The organism is Bacteroidota bacterium, from assembly GCA_016721765.1.
Taxonomy (GTDB): Bacteria; Bacteroidota; Bacteroidia; order UBA4408; family UBA4408; genus UBA4408.
On sequence record JADKHO010000001.1, the window covers coordinates 289,156 to 309,811 of the forward strand.

Sequence of the window (20,656 nt, forward strand, 5' to 3'; positions counted from 1 at the left end):
TTATGAATTAAATCATCGACACGCATAGAATTTACAATTTCGCGGGAATGTAAAAAATAGCGTAAAAATGCTACCTTTGCGCTCCCCAAAATTTAGCATAAATAATACACTTTTAGAACGTGAAGAACATCCGTAATTTTTGCATCATAGCCCATATCGATCATGGTAAGAGTACGCTTGCCGACCGATTGTTGGAGTACACCAATACCATTACCAAGCGTGAATCGCAGGCCCAGATTTTAGATGATATGGATTTGGAACGCGAGCGCGGCATCACCATTAAGAGTCACGCCATTCAAATGGACTACGAATTAAATGGTGAAAAATATGTGTTAAATTTAATTGACACTCCTGGTCACGTGGATTTTAGCTACGAAGTTTCCCGTTCCATCGCTGCCTGCGAAGGGGCTTTGTTGATTGTGGATGCCGCACAAGGAATTCAAGCACAAACCATTTCCAATTTATATCTGGCTCTTGAAAATGATTTGGAAATCATTCCTATCCTCAATAAAATTGATTTACCCAGCGCCAATCCCGAAGAAGTTAAAGATCAAATTGTTGATTTGTTGGGTTGCAAACGCGAAGAAATAATGGCTGCCAGCGGGAAGACAGGAATGGGCGTGCACGAAATTTTGGAACAAATTGTTCACCGTATTCCAGCTCCAAAAGGAGATGAAAAAGCACCTTTGCAAGCTTTAATTTTTGATTCGGTTTTTAATTCCTTTCGGGGAATTATTGCCTATTTTAAAGTGGTAAATGGTGAAATGAAAAAAGGAGATAAGGTAAAATTTTTCGCTACCGGAAAGGAATACCTTGCTGATGAAATTGGTGTTTTACGTTTAAAGCAAGAACCCCGCAATGCTGTAAAAACTGGTGATGTTGGGTATATTATTTCCGGAATCAAGGAAGCCAAAGAAGTAAAAGTGGGCGATACTATTACGAATGTATTAAACCCTTGTGAAGCCGCCATTCAAGGTTTTGAAGACGTTAAACCGATGGTGTTCGCTGGGATTTACCCGGTTGATACCGAGGATTATGAAGAACTTCGCTACAGTATGGAAAAACTTCAGCTAAACGATGCGTCTTTAACCTGGGAGCCCGAATCATCGGCTGCTTTGGGATTTGGATTCCGATGCGGATTTTTGGGGATGTTGCACATGGAAATTATTCAGGAGCGACTCGAACGAGAATTTAATATGACGGTTATTACTACTGTTCCAAACGTTTCGTACTTTGCATACAGCACCCGCGGGCGAAAAATTGTGGTGAATAACCCCAGCGATTTACCGGATTTAAGCACAGTAGACTATGTGGAAGAGCCTTTCATCAAAGCACAAATTATTACAAAATCGGAATTTACGGGTGGTATAATGACGCTGTGCATTGGTAAGCGGGGAATTCTTAAAAACCAAGTATATCTTACTCAAGACCGTGTAGAGTTAAATTTTGAATTGCCATTGGGCGAAGTTGTATTTGACTTTTATGATAAACTTAAAACCATTTCGAAAGGATATGCATCCTTCGATTATTCACCGCTAGAGTACCGCCAATCGCAATTGGTGAAACTGGATATCTTATTAAATGGAGATCAAGTGGATGCTTTATCGGCTTTGATTCACAAGGATAATGCTTATGATTTTGGGAAAAGATTTGTGAAAAATTAAAAGAGTTGATTCCCCGTCAACAATTCGAAATTCCAATACAAGCTGCCATCGGCGCAAAAATTATTGCACGCGAAACTATCCGTGCCTTGCGTAAAGACGTTACTGCAAAATGTTATGGTGGAGATATTTCACGTAAACGTAAACTACTTGAAAAACAAAAAGAAGGGAAGAAAAGAATGCGTCAAGTAGGAAGTGTTGAAATTCCTCAATCGGCATTTATGGCGGTGCTTAAACTAGATTGAGAATAGGGCTAAATTACAGCCTCCAATGAAACGGGTTTAAGCTTCTTTGCAATTAGTATACAGGCAATGGTTGAACAAATTGCAATGTATCCAATCCAATTGTAATGCATCAAAGGTCCGGCATCCGATTTTATTACAATTGTACCGGCAATAAATGCCGCCATTCCGGTAGTGATTTGTTGTAACGATGAATTAATGCTCATAAAGCTTCCTCTATGTTGGGGTTTTACAACCGATGATACCAATGCCATTGAAGGTATCATTCTTCCTCCCGAAAAGACAAAAAATCCTGCTGTTATGCTAAGTGCAACATATAATGGAACTTGGCCAATATGGGTAATAAAAAACAAAGGAATTATGGCGAGAAAACTAAACACTGTAAGTACTTTATGCTTTCCAAATTTATCAGCCAACCTTCCAACCATTGGTGCCGAAAAAATAGTTAGTGTTCCTCCCACGAGGTAAATATAGGTAAGCTGGTGTTCAGTGAATCCAACGTTTGCTACCATAAATGGAGAAAGCAATGGCACTATTATAAAATGGGCAAACATGAGTGTACAAGTAAGCAACAATGCGCGTAATTGGTTGTTGTCTTTTAAAATATTGGTTAGCACAGAGAATGGATTCGGTTTCGAATCATTTTGCTGAATATGGCCCACCATATTAGGAATAAAAACATATACCAGTGGTATTATAAGTACTCCAAGAGCACCCACAATCATAAACGGAAATTGCCAATTGTACAAGGTGGCAAAGTATAAACCAAGCGGCACTCCCACTACCGATGCCACTGAAAAAGCAGCCATTAGTGTCCCCATAGCTTTACCTCTGCGTTCGAAAGGAAAAGTATCTGCAACGATGGATTGCACTTGAGCTCCAATAAGCCCTCCAAAAGTTCCCGCTAAAATGCGTGAGGCTAAAAGCAAGTGGTAACTAGGCGAAAATGCGCAAGCAAATGTTCCCACAATAAAACCGATATACCCCAAAAGCAAGACAGATTTTCGATCATATTTATCTACAAAAAAAGCAGCCGCAAAACCAGAAATACCGGCACTGAAAGTGTACGCAGAAACAAGGTAACTAAATTGCAAGGGACTGATGTGCATGATCCGAATTAATTGTGGACCAAGTGGCATCATAATCATAAAATCGGTGATGTGCGTGAAATTGATACACGCAAGAATCAGCAATATGATTTGTTCTTTTTTCAAATTCAAAAATAAAAGGGATTAAAAAAACATTGGGATAGTTTTGCTATCCCAATGCAGAATTATTTTAGGCGTTTAGAATTAGGAAATCTTTTCAACCAGTTCAACTAATCGATTGGAGTACCCGTATTCATTGTCGTACCAACCCATAATTTTAACCATGTTACCAAGCACACTTGTACTTTCCGAATCAAAAATACATGAGTGTGGATTTCCAACAATATCAATAGATACAAGCGGTTCATCCGAATATTCCAAGATTCCTTTTAGTTCGCCTTCTGCAGCCTTCTTAAATGCAGCATTCAATTCTTTTGCGGTAATGTTAACTTTAAACTCACATGTGATGTCGGTGAGTGATCCATCGGAAACCGGCACTCTTACTGATGTTCCACCAATTTTACCTTCGAGGTGCGGAAATATTTTAGCAATTGCCTTCCCAGCACCGGTAGTTGTTGGAATGATAGAAACTGCTGCTGCTCTGGCTCTACGCAAATCTTTGTGTGGGGCATCGTGCAATCGTTGATCGCCCGTGTAGGCATGCACTGTATTGATGTAAGCATATTCAATCCCCCAGTTGTCGTTTAATACCTTTAACATGGGAGAAGCACAATTGGTTGTGCAAGAAGCATTTGATATAATGACATCCGATGTACTTAACACTTCATTGTTACATCCAAGCACAACCGTTTTTATATCGTTGTCGCTTGCAGGTGCAGAAATAATTACCTTTTTTGCGCCCGCGGTGATATGCTTTCCTGCTCCTGCTTTATCCAGAAAAAATCCTGTGCTTTCAATAACCACATCTATGTTTAAATCTTTCCAAGGCAATGCCACAGGATCTTTTTCTTTAAACACTTGTATTTTTTTTCCATTTACTTCAATAAATCCATCGCCGTGAGAAATAGTTCCCTGAAATTTACCATGAACTGAATCGTATTTAAATAAATGCGCGAGTGTTTTTGTATCAGTTAAATCATTTATTGCAACGAGCTCAATATTCTTTTTCTGTGCTATAAGAGCTCTAAAAAATACTCGTCCAATTCTACCAAATCCATTTATTGCAATTCTGGTTGTTCCCATCTTTTATCTAAAATTTAAAGTGAAGGGCAAATATAAAAAAAGCCACCGTGTAACAGTGGCTTTTTACAATTTAATAACTGTAATTATTTAAGCACAACAAATTTAGCACTGGTTTGTTTGTTTCCGGTTATCACAGAAACCAAATAAGTGCCTGCTTCAAATTCGGAAACAGAAAAATTATAGCTATTTCTACCCGATGTAAGCTTATCCAAATTTTCACGTTTAACTAATTTGCCCTGAAGCGTATAAATAATAAGCTGAGCGATGTCGGTACTTCTCAACAAAATAGTCAACACTGACTAAATCTTTTACAGGATTGGGAGAAACATGAACTGCAATATCCGGTTTTGGTGCAAATGCATCGTTGTTTTTTATGCCCACCAAAGAATTCGATTTCCATATTCCGCGTCCATGTGTGCCTGCATATATTACACCGGTGCTTGATACCGTTGCCGAATAGGGATAAAGTTGTTGTCTTAAACAAAGCACAGGTACATAAGGAAAATCTTGGCTTTGCGACCAGTTGGCGCCATTGTCATCGGATGACCAAACACCATATTCGGTACCTAGCAAAATGTTTGATGCATTGTTCATGTCTATTAAAGCATCATACACCGGCATTGGAGGCAAATTGTTCTGGATTAAATTAAAATTCGGAATACTGTCTGTTGCGTTATTGGTAAGAAAAACATAATTACTATTTCCATAGTTACCTAACGTAACCACTACTTTATCATTATTATTTGGATCAATTGCAATTCCACAGAGCGCTCTGCCCGGAAAGCTCGCAATTTTTTTACAATCTACCTTACAGAGCGGATGACCAATTTCGCCCGTAAGCGTATCCGCACGATTAATAGAATTTAGATTTGAAAAACGAAATAAATTACCGGCAAAAGTACCTACATACAAATAATCACCATCAGCCGAAAAGCGCAAAATCTTAGAATCGCCGAAAAAGCGTAAAGGCGAAAAAGTTCCTAAATCCGCTCCAATCCTCATCCATCTAACCGGTCCGCTTTCGTTGATGGGATCTTTGGTGAACCATACACTATTATTAAAGCCAACAGCTAGGTGCGATTGCAGATAATCTTGCACCTTTATTGTTTCACCAACAGAACGATTCACCTTATTGGTGTCAAACAAGTATAACTTATCTGTACTGTTTGGACTGCTGATATTGCTACGAATTTGCAACACGCCTCCTATACCAAGTGGATCAGTAGGTTTAATGGTGTAACTTAAAGAGTCGGGAGTTGCGGTGTCATGGAAACTTTCCCATAGTGAGATGGGAGTGATAAAACTTGCAAAACCGCCTTCACCGAAATTGGGCAGTCCTTCAATTCGTGGACTATAAAATGAAGATCCAAAATTAGCCCCAAAAGAACGTGATAAAGAACCGTAATATACTGTTGAAAAAAAGACATGAGGTAAGAGGAATGATGCTTCGGTATACCCACCATCACCGCCACCAATGGTAGTTGCACTTTGCGAAAAACCACCTTGGGAATTAATGTATTTTGAACCATTATCCTGTGTTCCGCCAACCACATCGCCACTCGCTGTTGGAGATATGGCATAAAACTGTGTAACATTATAGCCTTTGTTAACATTATAAAAAATAGGTCCATCCACTGCAGTTGAATTGGCATCTGTTGTTTTATAAATTCCTCCATCACAACCGATATAAAGTATATTGCTATTAGTGGGATGACTTACCAATGCATGCAAATCGGAATGCACAAAATTACCTGGAGTATCTCCTATTCTTGACCAAAAAGGAAGTGGGCTTGCAGCAGCATTACAATAATAAAAAGATTGACCACCCACATAAATTCGATTTTTATTGCTCGAAGAAACAGTTATAGCATTATCATAGTCTCCCTGATTACCAAGAGGATTTGCACCGGCAGTAGCGATGTTAGTCCAAAACAATCCTTTATTTGTGCTTTGGTATAAACCCAACAGAGAGCCGGCGTTAGGGCCAGATCCTGCTGTAGCACTTGCATAAACGTAATTAACATCCTGCGGTGAAAATGCAAATTCTATACGCGATATGCCCGACAAGGGCAATTTACCTGATGCAACAGATGAAATTGAAATAAAAGAATTATCGTTTCCATTGGGGGAGCGGTAGCCATGACCTTCCAAAGAAACCAAAACAGTTCCATCGCTTGCCACCTGAACATCACCACTAGCTTGACTCGAATCCGCGGAATGAATTGGATTAATCCAGCTTTGGCCTCCGTCGTCGCTCATACGTAAACCTCTGTTAGTACTGGCGTAAATACGTTGTGCGTTTAAAGGAGAGGTGGCAACTTCATTTACATAAGCAAAGGATGCGGAATACGAATTTAAAGCACTTGGTATGGTAGAACTTAATCTTGCCCATGTAGCTCCACGATTCGTGGATTTCCAAATACCGGAACCAATCATCCCTCCTGCACCTGTTCCATTATAAGATCCTAAACTATAATGTCCTTCACCGGTACCTACATAAATATCGCCGTTTTTTGCCTGGGTAATGCAACTCACAGTATTACTTTCAAACTTATCAAACAATAATCTCCAAGTGGCTCCACCATTTATTGACTTCCATAATCCGCCCGCAACTCCACCGGCATACACTACATCAAATGAATCCTTGTCCAACATTAAGGCGCGAGTTCTTCCTCCCACGTTATCCGGGCCCATTTCTTGCCAATTTAAGTTGAGTGATGCCCTGCGATTTTGGGTAGTTGCCTTTATAGCATTTCTGGCTCTCTCCACGTCTGCTAAATCCACTCTTCCCGTAATTTGATTGGCTCTGATTTTTTGAAAATAATCTATTGCACCGCCAATGCTTTCGATAAATGATTCACCGGGGTTTCTTGGATGGTAGTTATCTTGAGTAAAAAACGAAAATGCTATAAGCATTGAAATTGCTAGTGTAAGCGTAATAAAAACTTTTTTCATGTTGTATATTTCGGGGGGTTAAAATAAATGTTTCTCAGCATGGTAAGAAGAGCGCACCAATGGGCCGCTTTCCACAAATCGGAATCCTTTTTGAAGTCCAATTTCTTGAAGTCGTGCAAATACTTCGGGTTTAATATATTCCACTACCGGCAAATGTTTAGTGGTGGGTTGCAAATACTGACCTAAAGTTAAAATATCGACACCCACTTTTCTTAAATCATCCATTGTTTCGATAAGCTCTTGTTCTGTTTCACCCAAACCAAGCATTACACCTGATTTCGTTTTAATTCCTGCTTTCTTTAAACGATTTAATACTTCAAGACTTCTATCGTACTTAGCCTGTATACGAACTTGCTTAGTTAATCTTCTCACGGTTTCGAGGTTATGACTCACAATTTCAGGACGCGCTTCAATGATGCGCTCTAGGTTTTCCCATATTCCTTGAAAATCCGGAATCAAGGTTTCCATGGTTGTTCCTGGACTTTGCTTGCGCACTTCTTCTATTGTTGCTTTCCAAATAGTTGAGCCGCCATCTTTTAAATCATCCCGGTCAACCGATGTAATTACACAATGTTTTACTTTCATTAAGCGCACAGACTCTGCGACACGCATAGGTTCCTTAACATCTGCAGCTAAAGGTCGGCCGGTTGCTACGGCACAAAATCCGCAGGAACGGGTGCAAATATTTCCCAAAATCATAAAAGTCGCGGTTCCTGCACCCCAACATTCGCCCATGTTTGGGCAATTTCCGCTTTCACAAATGGTGTGCAATTTATGTTCGCTCACCAATTTACGAACATGCGCATATTCTTTACCCGTTGGCAGTTTTACACGAAGCCAATCCGGCTTCTTTCTAAACTTTTTATCAGTTAGTATTTGTTGTTCCGGAAGCTCAGTCATATTTGGTATTAATTCCATTTATGCCCAAATGAAAGTGTAACATAAACAGTAGTAAATAATGGTGTTGCTTTACTGAAGGCCATGATTTGAATAGGTGAAATATAGTAATCGGCAATGGCACCAATTTCTAGACAACGCACTTTATCATCGTCGCTTGCCCAATCAAAACTCATTCCCACTTTGGCATATAATCCGGGATGTACCTTAGTATGCTCTAGTCCATAACCCAGTGGAGATTTACCATAAATATTATCCAGCATGTGCTTATCCGGATCGTATTTTTCTATTACTTTATTTGGATTATAGGGATCGTTTGATTCCTGCAAAACATATAAATAAACCGGTTTGGCTAAACCAAGTGAAGCACCACCATAATAACTGTAACGAATTTCAATATTTCCGGGTTCATCCTTTCTATAGAGGATATTTTGCAAACCAATTCCTCCGCGCAAAACAGTAAGGTTATTTAGTTTACCATACACAAATCCTTTGGTGTTTTCGTAGTACTTATTAAGTGTTTTAATTTCTTTTGGATGCTTCATGGTGAGCAAATCAATTTCAAGTATACGCTTTCTGGTACCTGTAATGTGTTTCCCATTGCGATAGTTCAACCCGAAACCTCTAGAGTGCATGCTAATGCCAAATGTTCCTTCATGACGGTAAAGCACACCAGCTTCCTCCACAGCATTCTTTTGCTGTGCAAATACCGCCAAAGTATTCAGTAATAAAATTGTAAAGATGCTTGCGCGCATGTACTTTTGCATTGTGTATATGGACTTACAAATATACTTAAACTAATTAAAATTAAATTTGTTCATGGAAACAATTAACATAAACTATCTCGGAAATCTGCGAACGCATGCCAAACACCGTGCATCGGGCAACGAAATCATTACAGACGCCCCGGTTGATAATCATGGCAAAGGCGAAGCATTTTCTCCCACCGATTTACTCTGTTCCTCCCTTGGGAGTTGCATGATTACCCTTATGGGGATAGCCTGTAATACACATAAGTTGAGCATAGAAGGAATAAGTGCAAAGGTTACAAAAGTCATGGCAAGTAATCCACGCAGGGTGGGCGAAATAGTGATAGAAGTGCAAATGCCAAAAATCAGCTACAGCGATAAAGAAAAGTTAATTTTAGAGCGTGCTGCACTGACTTGCCCTGTTTATTTGAGTTTGCATCCGGATGTGAAGAAGTCGGTTTCTTTTCATTATTAAACGCGCAATAAAAGCAAAATGGCATTTAATGAATACTTATTGAATCGGACGCGAGAATTAATTGCTCAAGCCCACGATAAAGTAGAAGAGAAAAAAATGTTCGGGGGAGTTTGCTTTATGGTGGATGATAAAATGTGTGTGGGCATTGTAAAAGATAGTTTAATGGTGCGCATTGACCCTGCCCTTTTTGATGACATTTTAGAAAAGGAGGATTGCAGACCTATGGATTTTACAGGTAAATCCATGAAAGGATTTTTATATGTGGATGAAACAGCACTTTCATCTACAAAAAAATTAGAGTTTTGGATTCAGCTAGCTTTGGACTTCAATCCCTTTGCAAAGGCAAGTCCTAAAAAAAAGAAAAAGACTTAACTACTTAAATTGCCGATAGCGTCCACGCTTGCGACAGAAATAGGAAAAACTCAAGAAATACAAGCCTTCCCGGTTTTTAAATTTTTTTTTTTTCCAGGGGGGGAAAAAAAAAAAGCGTGTTTGGTGGGGGGGGGGAAGAGAAAAAGTTTTTTTTTTTTTTTAGTTTTCCCTTGTGTTTTTGTGTTGGGGAATCTCTTTTTTGTTTTGTTTTTTTTTTTAATTTTTTTTTATTTTAATTTCAAAATTCCGTTTCTGGTTAAAATTTTGGGTTTTTTTTTTGAAAAAAAAAAAATTAAAAAAAAAAAATTTTTTTTGTTTTGGTGTTTTGGTGGGGGGGTTGTTGGGTTGAAATTTTGTTAATTTTTTTTTCCGAAAAAAAAAATGGGGATAAGTAAAAAAATTTTTTTTTAAAATTTTGGTTTTGTTGGGGGGGGGGGGGGGAAGGGGGGGAAGGAATAAAAAGGAGGGGGGGGGGGGAAAAAAAAGGGGGGGGGGGTGGTAGGGGGTTTTCCAAAAGAGGGGGGAGAAAAAAAAAAAATTTGGGGGGTTTTTTTGGGGGTGGGTTTGAAAGTGGGGTTTTTTTTTTCTAAACACCAATTTTTTAAAAAGCTTTTTTTAAAAATTGGGTTGGTTTTTTTTTTTTTTTTTTTTCCCCCCCCCACCCCCCCCCCCCACCCCCCCCCCCCCCCCCCCCCCCCCCCCCCCAACCAACCCCCCCCCCCCCCAAACAAAAAAAAAAAAAAAACCCCCCCCCCCCCCCCGGGAAAAAAAAAAAAAAAAAATTTTTTTTTTTATTTATTGGTTGGAAAAAAAAAAACCCCAAAAACAAAAAAAAAAAAAAAAAAAAATAAAAAAAAAAAAATTTTTATTTGTCCTTATTAAAAAAAGAAAAAACCGGCGGGGGGGTGGATCGTTTTTCTTCCCCCGGTTTACCATTACATAAATACCCAAAAAAAAAAAAAAAAAAAAAAAAAAAAAAAAAAAAAAAAAAAAAAAAAAAAAAAAAAAAAAAAAAAAACAAAAACAAAATTCCCCCCCCCCCCCCCCCCCCCCCCCCCCCCCCCTCCTCAAAAAAACCCAAAAAAAAAAAAAAAAAAATTACCCCCCCCACAACACCCCCCCCCCCCCCCCCCCCCCCCCAGCCCCCCACCAAACCCCCCCCCCGGGGGCGGCCCCCAAAAAAAACCAACCACCCACCCCCCCCAAAAAAAAAAAACCCCCCCCACCCCACCCACCCAAAAAAAACACCCTTTTTACCCAGAAAACCCCCCCCCCCATACCCCCCCCCCCCCCCCCCCCCCCCCCCCCCCCCCCCCCCCCCCCCCCCCCCCCCAAAAAAAAAAAAAAAAAAAAAAAAAAAAAAAAAAAAAAAAAAAAAAAAAAAAAAAAAAAAAAAAAAAAAAAAAAAAAAAAAAAAAAAAAAAAAAAAAACAAAAAAAAGAAACCCAAAAAAAAAAAAACAAAAAAAAAAAACCCAAAAAAAATTCCCCCCCCCCCCCACAAACCCCCCCCCAAACACCCCCCCCCACAAAACAAACCACCCCCCCCACAAAAAAAAAAAAAAAAAAAAAAAAAAAAAAAAAAAAAAAAAAAAAAACAAAAAAAAAAAAAAAAAAAAAAAAAAAAAAAAAAAAACAAAAACAATAAACCTTTTTGAATATTATTATAAAAAAACCGATTGGCGGAATTATTGTGGGTGGGTTTTTTCCCGGAAGAAAAAAAAATTTAGGAAAAATTGGGGGGGGGAAAAAAAAAAAAAAAAAAAAAAAAAAAAAAAGAAAAAAAGAGAAAAAAAAAAAAAAAAAAAAAAAAAAAAAAAAAAAAAAACCAAAAAAAAAAAAAAAGGAAGGAGGGGGGGGGTCCCCCGGCCGGCCAAAAAAAAAAAAAAAAAAACACAACTGCGCTTGCAGGAAGGAAAAATTAATTAATAAAAAAACAAATCGAATTTCATTTAGCTTCATTATATACTAAGTGATTTAAATTTCTTTAATTCCAATGTTTACCAAATATACAAATAAGAACTATTTAATGACTTAGAGCCTTAATATTCTTAATTCTGTCGAAAGCGTGGACGCTTGCGACAGAATTATTATAAAGAAACTATACCTTTCTACTAATACATCACATTTCTCGAATAATATTAACTAAGCCTTTAATATCACAATAATCTCTAGCGCTACTGTGCAAATATTCGTAATCGTGCTCCACAAAACCAGCTTTCACCGGGTTTGCATGTATGTAATTTATTTTTTGATCAATAATCCTATTAGACCATAGCTCAATGGGATGATTATGTTGTTGCCAAAATTGAAAATGTGTATTGTTTGAATTGGCTTTCCCTGCTTTTGCAAAAGCATTCAATAACCACTCCCTTCTGCTTTCACGAAAATTTTCTTGAATTAGTTTTAAGAGTTGTTTTGATGTAAATGTTTTGAAATCACGCAGCAAATCTTCCGGCTTTTGAACTGTGGATTTAAACACCAAATGAACATGATTAGTCATAATACACCAGGCATAAATTTCCATTCCTTTTTTCTCCACACAATAGTTTAGGTTAGCAACCAAACAATCGAAATAAATAGGTCGAATAAAAACATCCATCCAATGAATCACAGCAAAACTCACGAAATACAAGCCTTCCGGGTTTTTAAATTTGTAATTTCTACTCATAGGGCAAAAATAAATGCTGGGCTTAATTGTAGAAATAGCTAAAAAGGATGATTTATTTTAATGAGCCGCTACTCGCTAGTATTTTGTGCAACAAGCGTGGACGCTTGCTGCAACGACTTTGGATGCTTGCAGCAACAATGGGTGTTGAAATCAAGCTTAATTTATATCGAAATTTACAATCACTTCGAAAGTCCTTTGAATTCAAAAAATAGTCCTGTTCGAAATATCACGGGAATTAATGGTTCACTTGAAAATCTATCAATATGATTCCTGGGTGTAAAATTATTATCTGGGACTGCGTAGTGATGAATTCGCTTGTGTCCCCATTGTAACCCAACACCTAAAATGAGCCCCCAATCTATTGAACTATTATGGTGATAGCTTGTTGAGAGCATGTAAATTAATGAATGCGCATAAACCTGCTCGCTCCGTTCCTCCATATATGTCGAGTTTTGCCCTGTAGGCCCATCTAACCACGTGTATTGATTAACTTTTCTGTAACGAAAATCATAAACAAGATTTCTTGTTCTAATTCCTTTATGTGGAGCCTCCTCTTTAAAATGTGCCCATCGGAGTTGTATAATTGGGCCCGTATAAAACCCACTTGCTTGGTTCATGGTAAAATAAAAAAACTCGTCAAAAGCTTGTGGACAATAAATTTTATAGCCTGTGCTAAGTTTCAGAAAGTTCTTTCTATTCAGATAATAGGTTAGGTAAATTCCTGTGTGCATCCCCAAAGGTGTAATATACCCTCCTAAAATAAATGGGTCAACAATACTATCGAAAGAGTGCTTTGTAAAAATTACCGGCTTAGGTGCGTAATAAATTTTGGTATTATTTTGAAGCGAAATATAATACAAGGCATCACAATTTATTTTTAGTTGTTTTGACGAATTATAGGGGGTATAAAGGACGTAAGCGTTTTTATAAATTTCATTTACTTTGCAAGAAATTGGCTTACCTTTTTTAGTAAACAAAGTGTCTTGCGCGTTAGATGTATGGAAAAAAAACATCATGATAATGACAAAGGCTCTTTTCATTTTGCGAAAATTTGTAAGCAGGGCACTTGTTGCAACCAGCTGTTATACAAATTGAAATACGTTTTAGCTATTTTACAATAGTTTGAAAACTCCAATTATCAAACCTGCAAGAAGTGCATTGAATCCAATTATCCACAAAATAATCTTTGTTTCTGTTTTTGCTAAATCCTCTTTTGTTGCAAGTCGGACACGTTCCATATTAAATCTATTTTCGATTACAGCTTCTATTTCATGCACCAAAGCTTTGGCATCCGCCTCATTTTTTAAATTTATATTTTGGAGTTCGTAAAGTTTTAAGGATTGAGATGCCGTCATTTTTGTTGATTTGTAAAGCTAACTATTTGTTTTTAATTAGAAAGGTAAGAGGAAATATATCGAGTGATTACGCTTTATAAAATAAATCCCGGATTTTTAATTCGTCGCCCAAATTTTAATGTAAAACTAGGCTTGTACTATTCTTAGGTCAATGACAAAATAGGATGATTTATTTTAATGAGCCGCTATTCGCTAGTATATAGTGCAACAAGCGTGGACGCTTGCTGCAACGACGCTTGCTGCAAAGAAGACAAGTGTGATACTTGTTACTAAGATGTTGTATACTAAGATTTCATACTAAAAACAAAAAGCCCCACACAAACTGTGCAGGGCTTTTACATTCTAAACTTAATCTAATTACGAACCACACGCTTCACATCCTTCGGGATTATCGAGCGAGCAGCTAATTTCTGCCATACGTTCTTCTTCACTTACTTTACCATCGTTACTCATTACCGGTGCAAATTGCTCTTCGGCTTGTTTCTCTACAGTGAACTTAATTGCATCTGCAGCAGCCTTGGTGCGCAAGTAATACATTCCAGTTTTCAATCCTTTTTTCCAAGTATAAAAATGCATACTTGTTAGTTTCGCGAAATTGGCATTTTGAATAAACAAATTCAACGATTGCGATTGGCAGATAAAGGCACCGCGGTCGGCTGCCATATCGATAATTGCTTTTTGTTTGATTTCCCACACCGTTTTGTAAAGCTCTTTTACATTGTCGGGAATCTCATTGATTTCTTGAATGGAACCATTTGCTCCAATAATTTTTTGTTTCAATTTATCATTCCACAAGCCAAGTTTTACAAGGTCTTTCAATAAGTGTTTGTTTACAATTACAAACTCTCCGCTTAATACTCTTCTCGTATAGATATTGCTGGTGTAAGGTTCAAAACATTCATTGTTACCCAATATTTGCGATGTACTGGCGGTTGGCATTGGTGCTAATAGCAGGGAGTTACGCACGCCATATTTCAACACTTCCTCTTTTAAAATATCCCATTCCCAACGCGTGCTTGGAGTAACATTCCACATGTCGTATTGGAAAATGCCTTTGGATACCGGTGAGCCGGGATACGATTCGTAGTGCCCATCCACTTTCGCTAAATCCTTAGAAGCAGTCATGGCAGCATAATAAATCGTTTCAAAAATTTCGCTGTTTAGTTTTGCTGCTTCCGGCGAATCAAAGGCCATGCGTAATAAAATAAAAGCATCTGCTAAACCTTGCACACCTATTCCAATTGGGCGGTGTTTCATGTTACTGTTACGTGCTTCCGGAACCGGATAGTAATTGCGGTCGATTACTTTATTTAAATTTTTGGTGATTACATAGGTAACATCAAATAATTTTTGATGATCGAATTTCCCACCTTCAATAAATCGTGGAAGTGCTATAGATGCAAGGTTACACACTGCTACTTCCTCAGCTGATGTGTACTCCATAATTTCGGTACACAAGTTGGAAGATTTAATGGTTCCCAAGTTCTTTTGATTGGATTTTTCGTTGCAAGCATCCTTGTATAACATGTATGGATTGCCGGTTTCGATTTGAGAATCCAAGATGGCAAACCACAAATCTTGTGCTTTAATGGTCTTACGTGCGCGTCCTTCTTTCTCGTATTTGGTATATAATTTTTCAAAAGCCTCTCCGTAACACTCCGATAAACCAGGCGCTTCATTCGGACAGAACAAACTCCAATCGCCGTTCTCTTCTACACGTTTCATAAACAAATCGGGAGTCCACATAGCTGTGAATAAATCTCGGGCACGGATTTCTTCTTTACCATGGTTCTTGCGTAAATCCAAGAATTCGAAAATATCGGCATGCCAAGGTTCTAAGTATATGGCGAAACTTCCTTTGCGTTTTCCTCCTCCTTGATCCACATAACGTGCTGTATCGTTGAATACGCGCAACATTGGTATGATTCCATTTGATGTTCCGTTGGTTCCGCGAATGTAAGAGCCTGTTGCACGAATATTGTGAATCGCCAAACCAATGCCGCCGGCCGATTGTGAAATTTTAGCCGTTTGTTTTAAGGTATCATAAATGCCTTCGATGCTGTCGTCTTTCATAGTCAATAGAAAGCATGACGACATTTGAGGCTTAGGAGTTCCAGCATTGAATAGTGTTGGTGTCGCGTGTGTAAACCATCGCTCGCTCATCAAATTATAAGTTTCAATTGCAGCATCAATGTCTTCTTTGTGAATACCTACAGCCACACGCATTAGCATGTGTTGAGGGCGCTCTGCTACCTTACCTTCTAACTTCATAAGGTAAGAGCGTTCTAATGTTTTAAATCCAAAATAATCGTATCCAAAATCACGGTCGTAAATGATGGTCGAATCGAGTAGTTGAGCATTTTTCAAAATAATATCATGCACATCCTCGGCCAATAATGGCGCTTTTTTTCCGGTTTTAGGATCCACATAATTGTAAAGTGCCGACATTGTTTTAGAAAACGATTTGTTGGTACTTTTATGTAAATTACTTACCGCTATGCGCGATGCAAGTAAAGCGTAATCAGGATGCGTGGTGGTTAGTGAAGCTGCTATTTCTGCTGCCAAATTATCCAACTCGTGCGTGGTAACGCCTTCATAAATTCCTTCAATTACTTTCATTGCCACAGGAACCGGGTTCACATGATTTGCATCGAGCCCGTAGCAGAGCTTTTGAATTCGTGCTGTAATTTTATCAAACTTTACAGACTCTTTGTTGCCATCTCTTTTTATTACGTACATCTTTGGAGCTTAGTGTAGGTTTATATTTTAAATATCTTGTTTTTAATTTTTTTAGCGAACAATTCCTCGCGGTTGCTTTGATAAGAAACCGCAATTAGTTCTACAATGCTTGTTATTACAAGCGATGTAGAAGGTTCTAAAAATCTTCGTCTAGTGAAAATACATTGTCTTCCTTTTTGCCCATCACACCTGATTTTTGGTATTCAGCTACTCTTTTTTCGAAGAAATTAGTTTTGCCTTGCAGCGAAATCAATTCCATGAAATCAAAAGGATTGGTTGCATTGTATGCTTTTTCGCAACCCAGTGCTACCAGTAAACGATCGGCAACAAATTCAATGTATTGGCGCATTAAATCCGCATTCATCCCTATAAGGCGAACCGGCAATGCATCGGTAACAAACTCTTTTTCGATGTCCACAGCGTTTTTAATTATCTCTGTAACGCGACTTGGAGCCAGTTTATTCTTTAATTGAGAATAAAGTAAACAAGCAAAGTCACAATGCAGCCCTTCATCGCGGGAGATGAGTTCGTTTGAGAAGCTCAATCCGGGCATTAAGCCACGTTTTTTGAGCCAGAAGATGGAGCAAAAACTTCCTGAAAAGAAAATCCCTTCTACAGCAGCAAAGGCAATGAGTCGCTCGGCAAAACCGCCGTTACCGATCCATGTTAATGCCCATTCTGCTTTTTTCTTCACACAATCAAGGGTATCGATGGCATGAAATAAACTATCTTTTTCCTTGGGGTCTTTTATATAGGTATCTATTAAAAGCGAATAGGTTTCACTGTGAATGTTTTCCATCATAATCTGGAAGCCATAAAAGCAGCGTGCTTCCGGATATTGTACCTCGTTCATAAAATTTACGGCGAGGTTCTCGTTCACAATTCCGTCGCTTGCAGCAAAAAATGCAAGCACATGTTTTATAAAATGCTTTTCGTCGTTGTTCAGTTTATTCTCCCAATCTTGACCGTCGGGAGAAAGGTCAATTTCTTCGGCAGTCCAAAAACTGGCTTCTGCTTTTTTATACATCTCCCAAATATCTTTGTGTTTTATTGGGAATAACACAAAGCGGTCTTTATTTTCTTGTAGAATTGGCTCCATTAATCTATGCGCTGAATTTTGTGATTTTTGCTTGCGGGGTGAATCAATTTTTTCCTTTTTCTCTTCCTCTTTTTTGAAATGTTAAGCTTAAGTGTTCATTTCAAAAACATTAGGTTAAGAACGAGCGGTTTTTTGATTGATTTTTTCGCTTCACAAATTTTTGCAAAAAAAAATCAGCAAGCAAGGTGAATGAATTAACAAAGTGCTTAAGTTATTCACACGAGTGTTAATTCACTGATAATCAAAACTCAAAGTACTTATCACGAATCGACTAACAGGCAAGTGTTCAAAAATTCAGAAAATAAAAATGAAATGTTATTCCAAAATATTTGGTGGAATAAAAAAAAATTGTGTACCTGCTTTTAGATGAAAATTGAGTTTGATTCGATGTATTTTCTAAACCCATTTCTTGCTGAGAGAAGAAGGAAAGAAAACCGACTGCAAAGCCACATTTTTTTGCGAAAGGCGAACAATCATTATCGCTTCGCTGTTTAAATTTGGTTGCTCCTTAAAATTTTAAGCACTTCAATTTTACATTCAAATCGGGCTCGAACATTGTCCAATACATCAATAAAACCTATATTTGCGCCTCTTAAAAAAAATTTAATATGGCTACTGACCGATACATTGCACCCGATTACTATGTGTTAGATGATTTATTAACGGATGAACATAAACTCATCCGAGATACTGCTCGTGCCTGGGTAAAAAAAGAAGTAAGTCCGGTTGTTGAAGAAGCGTGTCAAACCGCTACTTTCCCTAAACAATGGATAAAAGGCTTGGCCGATATCGGTGCCTTTGGTCCTTACATTCCGCAAGAATACGGTGGCGCAGGCTTAGATCAAATTTCATACGGATTAATCATGCAAGAATTAGAAAGAGGTGATTCCGGATTGCGCTCTACTGCTTCTGTTCAGAGCTCATTGGTAATGTATCCGATTTATACTTTTGGAAGTGAAGCACAGCGCAAAAAATATTTACCCAAATTAGCAACAGGCGAATTAATGGGTTGTTTTGGATTGACAGAGCCGGATCATGGTTCAAATCCAAATGGCATGCTAAGTAATTTTAAAGATAAAGGCGATCATTATTTATTAAATGGGAGCAAGATGTGGATTTCGAATGCTCCCTTTGCAGATATTGCTGTAGTTTGGGCAAAGAATGAAGAAGGCGTTATTCAAGGATTAATTTTAGAGCGTGGAATGGCAGGTTTTACAACTCCCGAAACCCACGGAAAATGGAGTTTGCGTGCTAGTGCAACCGGCGAGTTGGTTTTCGACAATGTTAAAGTTCCAAAAGAAAATTTACTTCCAAATGTAAAAGGATTGAAAGGCCCTTTGAGCTGCTTGAATTCGGCACGTTACGGCATAAGCTGGGGCGCTTTAGGTGCTGCAATGGACTGCTACGACTCGGCTTTGCGTTATTCGAAAGAACGCATACAATTTGGAAAACCTATTGGTGGATTTCAGTTGACACAAAAGAAACTGGCTGAAATGATTACTGAAATAACCAAAGCACAACTTTTAGTGTGGCGCTTGGGTGTCTTAAAAAATGAAAATCGTGCAACTCCTGCTCAAATCAGTATGGCAAAAAGAAACAATGTTATTACCGCATTACAAATTGCCCGAGAAGCACGTCAAATACATGGTGGTATGGGAATTACCGGTGAATACCCCATTATGCGCCACATGATGAATCTTGAATCGGTTATTACCTATGAAGGTACGCACGATATCCACTTGCTAATTACCGGCATGGATGTTACCGGTATTGCGGCATTTGAATAACTATTTATACAGATAAGAAACGCCTGTTAGCTATACTTTCAGGCGTTTTTTTCTGCGCATCGGTCAACACACAACTTGCCCCGGCAAAATACGACAAGGATGCATAAAATAAAAATGCGGCCTTATCTGTATCCAAATAGTTATTAAAAAAACCATGAATACAATACATGAAAAAGCCTAGTAACAGAGGCAAAAGCAAGGGTACATTTTTTTGCTCCTCATATCGCAATACTTGAATTGCAGTGTAGATTCCTGTTCCAAGTAAAATAAGAAACAGAAGAAACGAAAAAAGTCCACTCTCAGCCAATACCAATAAATACTCACTGTGTGCTGAACCTCCTCTACCCTTGGGAATATTATAAGGGCTATAAACACTTATATATGTTGTTTCATCGGGAAGCTGATAGCTCAGGTATTGAAATTGAAAAGTGCCCGGGCCGAATCCTAAAAATGGCTCGTCCAAAAACATGCGTAACGCACAACTCCATCGGTTTAATCTTTCGGCATTGGAAACATCAGTACTCACATTGGTGATGGATTGGGTTTGCTCTATTACATTAGTTGTTGGAGAAGTGGAGATGCTATTATTTTCCTGGATAGCAATCCAGATTTCATTTCTGTAAAGAAAAAAAACAAGGACACACGACAAGAATAGCGAAAAATAAAATTTGGGTTTCAACTTCATCCAACTAAAAAAAAGAAAGATTAGCCCCGCTATCATACTTATCCATGCAGCTCTGCAATACGTGCAGAAAATTGTAAGCAGCATAAAACTCAGCAGTAGGAAGTAAAGCAGCCGACAGTATCTATTGAGATCCGAATGACCTTTTAAACTTACTTGTGCAATAAAAATAGGAATCAAATAAACCAGGCAGGCACTGAATATAGTATGGTCGGCATAAAATGGATTTACGGAAATACCAGCTGTTTCCTTATTCCAATTGTAAAGCGATTGAAAATACAAGAAATATAATCCTACGGCAAAAAGGCTGAATCCATACCTCAAAAATAAAATTTTAATGCTTGAAAGTTTTTCCTTAAAGACGTCGTTTAGTCCAAAATAAAAAACCAGTATGTAACTGGTTCGCACTATGCTTGCCTTTATTGAGATAAGCGGCATACTGCTAAAAGCGCTTGATAGAAATGTTAATAAAAGATACAGGCATAGGACGCGAGTAATTGGGTGTTTTAAAAATAATTTATCCGAATAGCCTTTATGCAACCATCTAAAGACAAGAGCAATGGCAAGAAGCGCAATTAGCATTTCTGAAGGAAATCCAATAACAAGACCATATTCTTCACTTTCCAATTTGATTGAAATGGGGAGAAGGAATCCTAAACAGAGGTAGGCAAACCTGAGAGAA

The 20,656-nt window shown here is 38.2% G+C and carries 16 protein-coding genes and 1 pseudogene; 5 read left to right on the forward strand and 12 right to left on the reverse strand.

Annotated elements, in window-relative coordinates:
* Positions 1-119: 119 nt before the first annotated feature.
* A pseudogene (lepA, locus tag IPP32_01205) lies at positions 120-1,906 on the forward strand (elongation factor 4).
* Positions 1,907-1,914: 8 nt separating this feature from the next.
* Here the strand turns inward: lepA and IPP32_01210 are convergent.
* From IPP32_01210 to IPP32_01235, 6 genes are all read right to left on the reverse strand, one after another.
* Positions 1,915-3,117 carry an MFS transporter gene (locus tag IPP32_01210; protein ID MBL0046705.1) on the reverse strand — a complete coding sequence of 401 codons (1,203 nt, stop codon included), beginning with the start codon at positions 3,115-3,117 and terminating at the stop codon, positions 1,915-1,917.
* 78 nt (positions 3,118-3,195) lie between these two features.
* On the reverse strand, positions 3,196-4,194 hold the full coding sequence (gene gap / locus IPP32_01215) for a type I glyceraldehyde-3-phosphate dehydrogenase (protein ID MBL0046706.1): 999 nt from the start codon (positions 4,192-4,194) through the stop codon (positions 3,196-3,198).
* 83 nt (positions 4,195-4,277) lie between these two features.
* Complete coding sequence (locus IPP32_01220) at positions 4,278-4,475, reverse strand: T9SS type A sorting domain-containing protein (protein MBL0046707.1); 198 nt, start codon at positions 4,473-4,475, stop codon at positions 4,278-4,280.
* Positions 4,417-7,149: a hypothetical protein gene (locus IPP32_01225; GenBank protein ID MBL0046708.1), complete on the reverse strand. Its 2,733-nt coding sequence runs from the start codon at positions 7,147-7,149 to the stop codon at positions 4,417-4,419. The genes IPP32_01220 and IPP32_01225 overlap by 59 nt, the downstream gene beginning before the upstream one ends.
* 18 nt (positions 7,150-7,167) lie before the next feature.
* Positions 7,168-8,049: a lipoyl synthase gene (lipA, locus tag IPP32_01230; GenBank protein ID MBL0046709.1), complete on the reverse strand. Its 882-nt coding sequence runs from the start codon at positions 8,047-8,049 to the stop codon at positions 7,168-7,170.
* Between the two features lie 8 nt (positions 8,050-8,057).
* A complete protein-coding gene (locus IPP32_01235) occupies positions 8,058-8,801 on the reverse strand; it encodes a hypothetical protein (GenBank protein ID MBL0046710.1) in 744 nt (247 codons plus the stop codon).
* Positions 8,802-8,865: 64 nt separating this feature from the next.
* Between IPP32_01235 and IPP32_01240 the strand changes: the two genes are divergently transcribed.
* The 3 genes from IPP32_01240 (at position 8,866) to IPP32_01250 (ending at position 11,570) form a co-directional block, all read left to right on the forward strand.
* A complete protein-coding gene (locus IPP32_01240; GenBank protein MBL0046711.1) occupies positions 8,866-9,270 on the forward strand; it encodes an OsmC family protein in 405 nt (134 codons plus the stop codon).
* An 18-nt stretch (positions 9,271-9,288) separates the two neighbouring features.
* A complete protein-coding gene (locus IPP32_01245) occupies positions 9,289-9,642 on the forward strand; it encodes a TfoX/Sxy family protein (GenBank protein ID MBL0046712.1) in 354 nt (117 codons plus the stop codon).
* Between the two features lie 869 nt (positions 9,643-10,511).
* Positions 10,512-11,570, forward strand: a complete 1,059-nt coding sequence (locus IPP32_01250) for a hypothetical protein (GenBank protein ID MBL0046713.1) — start codon at positions 10,512-10,514, stop codon at positions 11,568-11,570.
* A gap of 193 nt (positions 11,571-11,763) precedes the next feature.
* On the opposite strand, the gene IPP32_01255 is transcribed toward IPP32_01250, so the two are convergent.
* From IPP32_01255 to IPP32_01275, 5 genes are all read right to left on the reverse strand, one after another.
* Complete coding sequence (locus IPP32_01255) at positions 11,764-12,312, reverse strand: transposase (protein MBL0046714.1); 549 nt, start codon at positions 12,310-12,312, stop codon at positions 11,764-11,766.
* 179 nt (positions 12,313-12,491) lie between these two features.
* On the reverse strand, positions 12,492-13,352 hold the full coding sequence (locus IPP32_01260) for a hypothetical protein (protein ID MBL0046715.1): 861 nt from the start codon (positions 13,350-13,352) through the stop codon (positions 12,492-12,494).
* Positions 13,353-13,424: 72 nt separating this feature from the next.
* A complete protein-coding gene (locus IPP32_01265; GenBank protein MBL0046716.1) occupies positions 13,425-13,667 on the reverse strand; it encodes a hypothetical protein in 243 nt (80 codons plus the stop codon).
* Positions 13,668-14,024: 357 nt separating this feature from the next.
* Positions 14,025-16,406, reverse strand: a complete 2,382-nt coding sequence (locus tag IPP32_01270) for a ribonucleoside-diphosphate reductase subunit alpha (protein ID MBL0046717.1) — start codon at positions 16,404-16,406, stop codon at positions 14,025-14,027.
* A gap of 136 nt (positions 16,407-16,542) precedes the next feature.
* Positions 16,543-17,505, reverse strand: coding sequence for a ribonucleotide-diphosphate reductase subunit beta (locus tag IPP32_01275; GenBank protein MBL0046718.1), 963 nt, complete (start codon positions 17,503-17,505; stop codon positions 16,543-16,545).
* 608 nt (positions 17,506-18,113) lie between these two features.
* Here IPP32_01275 and IPP32_01280 point away from each other — a divergent pair.
* On the forward strand, positions 18,114-19,292 hold the full coding sequence (locus IPP32_01280; GenBank protein MBL0046719.1) for an acyl-CoA dehydrogenase family protein: 1,179 nt from the start codon (positions 18,114-18,116) through the stop codon (positions 19,290-19,292).
* 4 nt (positions 19,293-19,296) lie between these two features.
* Here the strand turns inward: IPP32_01280 and IPP32_01285 are convergent, their stop codons facing one another.
* A complete protein-coding gene (locus IPP32_01285; GenBank protein MBL0046720.1) occupies positions 19,297-20,601 on the reverse strand; it encodes an O-antigen ligase family protein in 1,305 nt (434 codons plus the stop codon).
* Between the last annotated feature and the right edge of the window lie 55 nt (positions 20,602-20,656).

Bases quoted from the DNA above. Each gene is read 5' to 3' on its own strand.
- gap (MBL0046706.1), bottom strand. From the start codon at position 4,194: ATGGGAACAACCAGAATTGCAATAAATGGATTTGGTAGAATTGGACGA.
- IPP32_01225 (MBL0046708.1), bottom strand. From the start codon at position 7,149: ATGAAAAAAGTTTTTATTACGCTTACACTAGCAATTTCAATGCTTATA.
- lipA (MBL0046709.1), bottom strand. From the start codon at position 8,049: ATGACTGAGCTTCCGGAACAACAAATACTAACTGATAAAAAGTTTAGA.
- IPP32_01235 (MBL0046710.1), bottom strand. From the start codon at position 8,801: ATGCGCGCAAGCATCTTTACAATTTTATTACTGAATACTTTGGCGGTA.
- IPP32_01240 (MBL0046711.1), top strand. From the start codon at position 8,866: ATGGAAACAATTAACATAAACTATCTCGGAAATCTGCGAACGCATGCC.
- IPP32_01245 (MBL0046712.1), top strand. From the start codon at position 9,289: ATGGCATTTAATGAATACTTATTGAATCGGACGCGAGAATTAATTGCT.
- IPP32_01255 (MBL0046714.1), bottom strand. From the start codon at position 12,312: ATGAGTAGAAATTACAAATTTAAAAACCCGGAAGGCTTGTATTTCGTG.
- IPP32_01260 (MBL0046715.1), bottom strand. From the start codon at position 13,352: ATGAAAAGAGCCTTTGTCATTATCATGATGTTTTTTTTCCATACATCT.
- IPP32_01265 (MBL0046716.1), bottom strand. From the start codon at position 13,667: ATGACGGCATCTCAATCCTTAAAACTTTACGAACTCCAAAATATAAAT.
- IPP32_01270 (MBL0046717.1), bottom strand. From the start codon at position 16,406: ATGTACGTAATAAAAAGAGATGGCAACAAAGAGTCTGTAAAGTTTGAT.
- IPP32_01275 (MBL0046718.1), bottom strand. From the start codon at position 17,505: ATGGAGCCAATTCTACAAGAAAATAAAGACCGCTTTGTGTTATTCCCA.
- IPP32_01280 (MBL0046719.1), top strand. From the start codon at position 18,114: ATGGCTACTGACCGATACATTGCACCCGATTACTATGTGTTAGATGAT.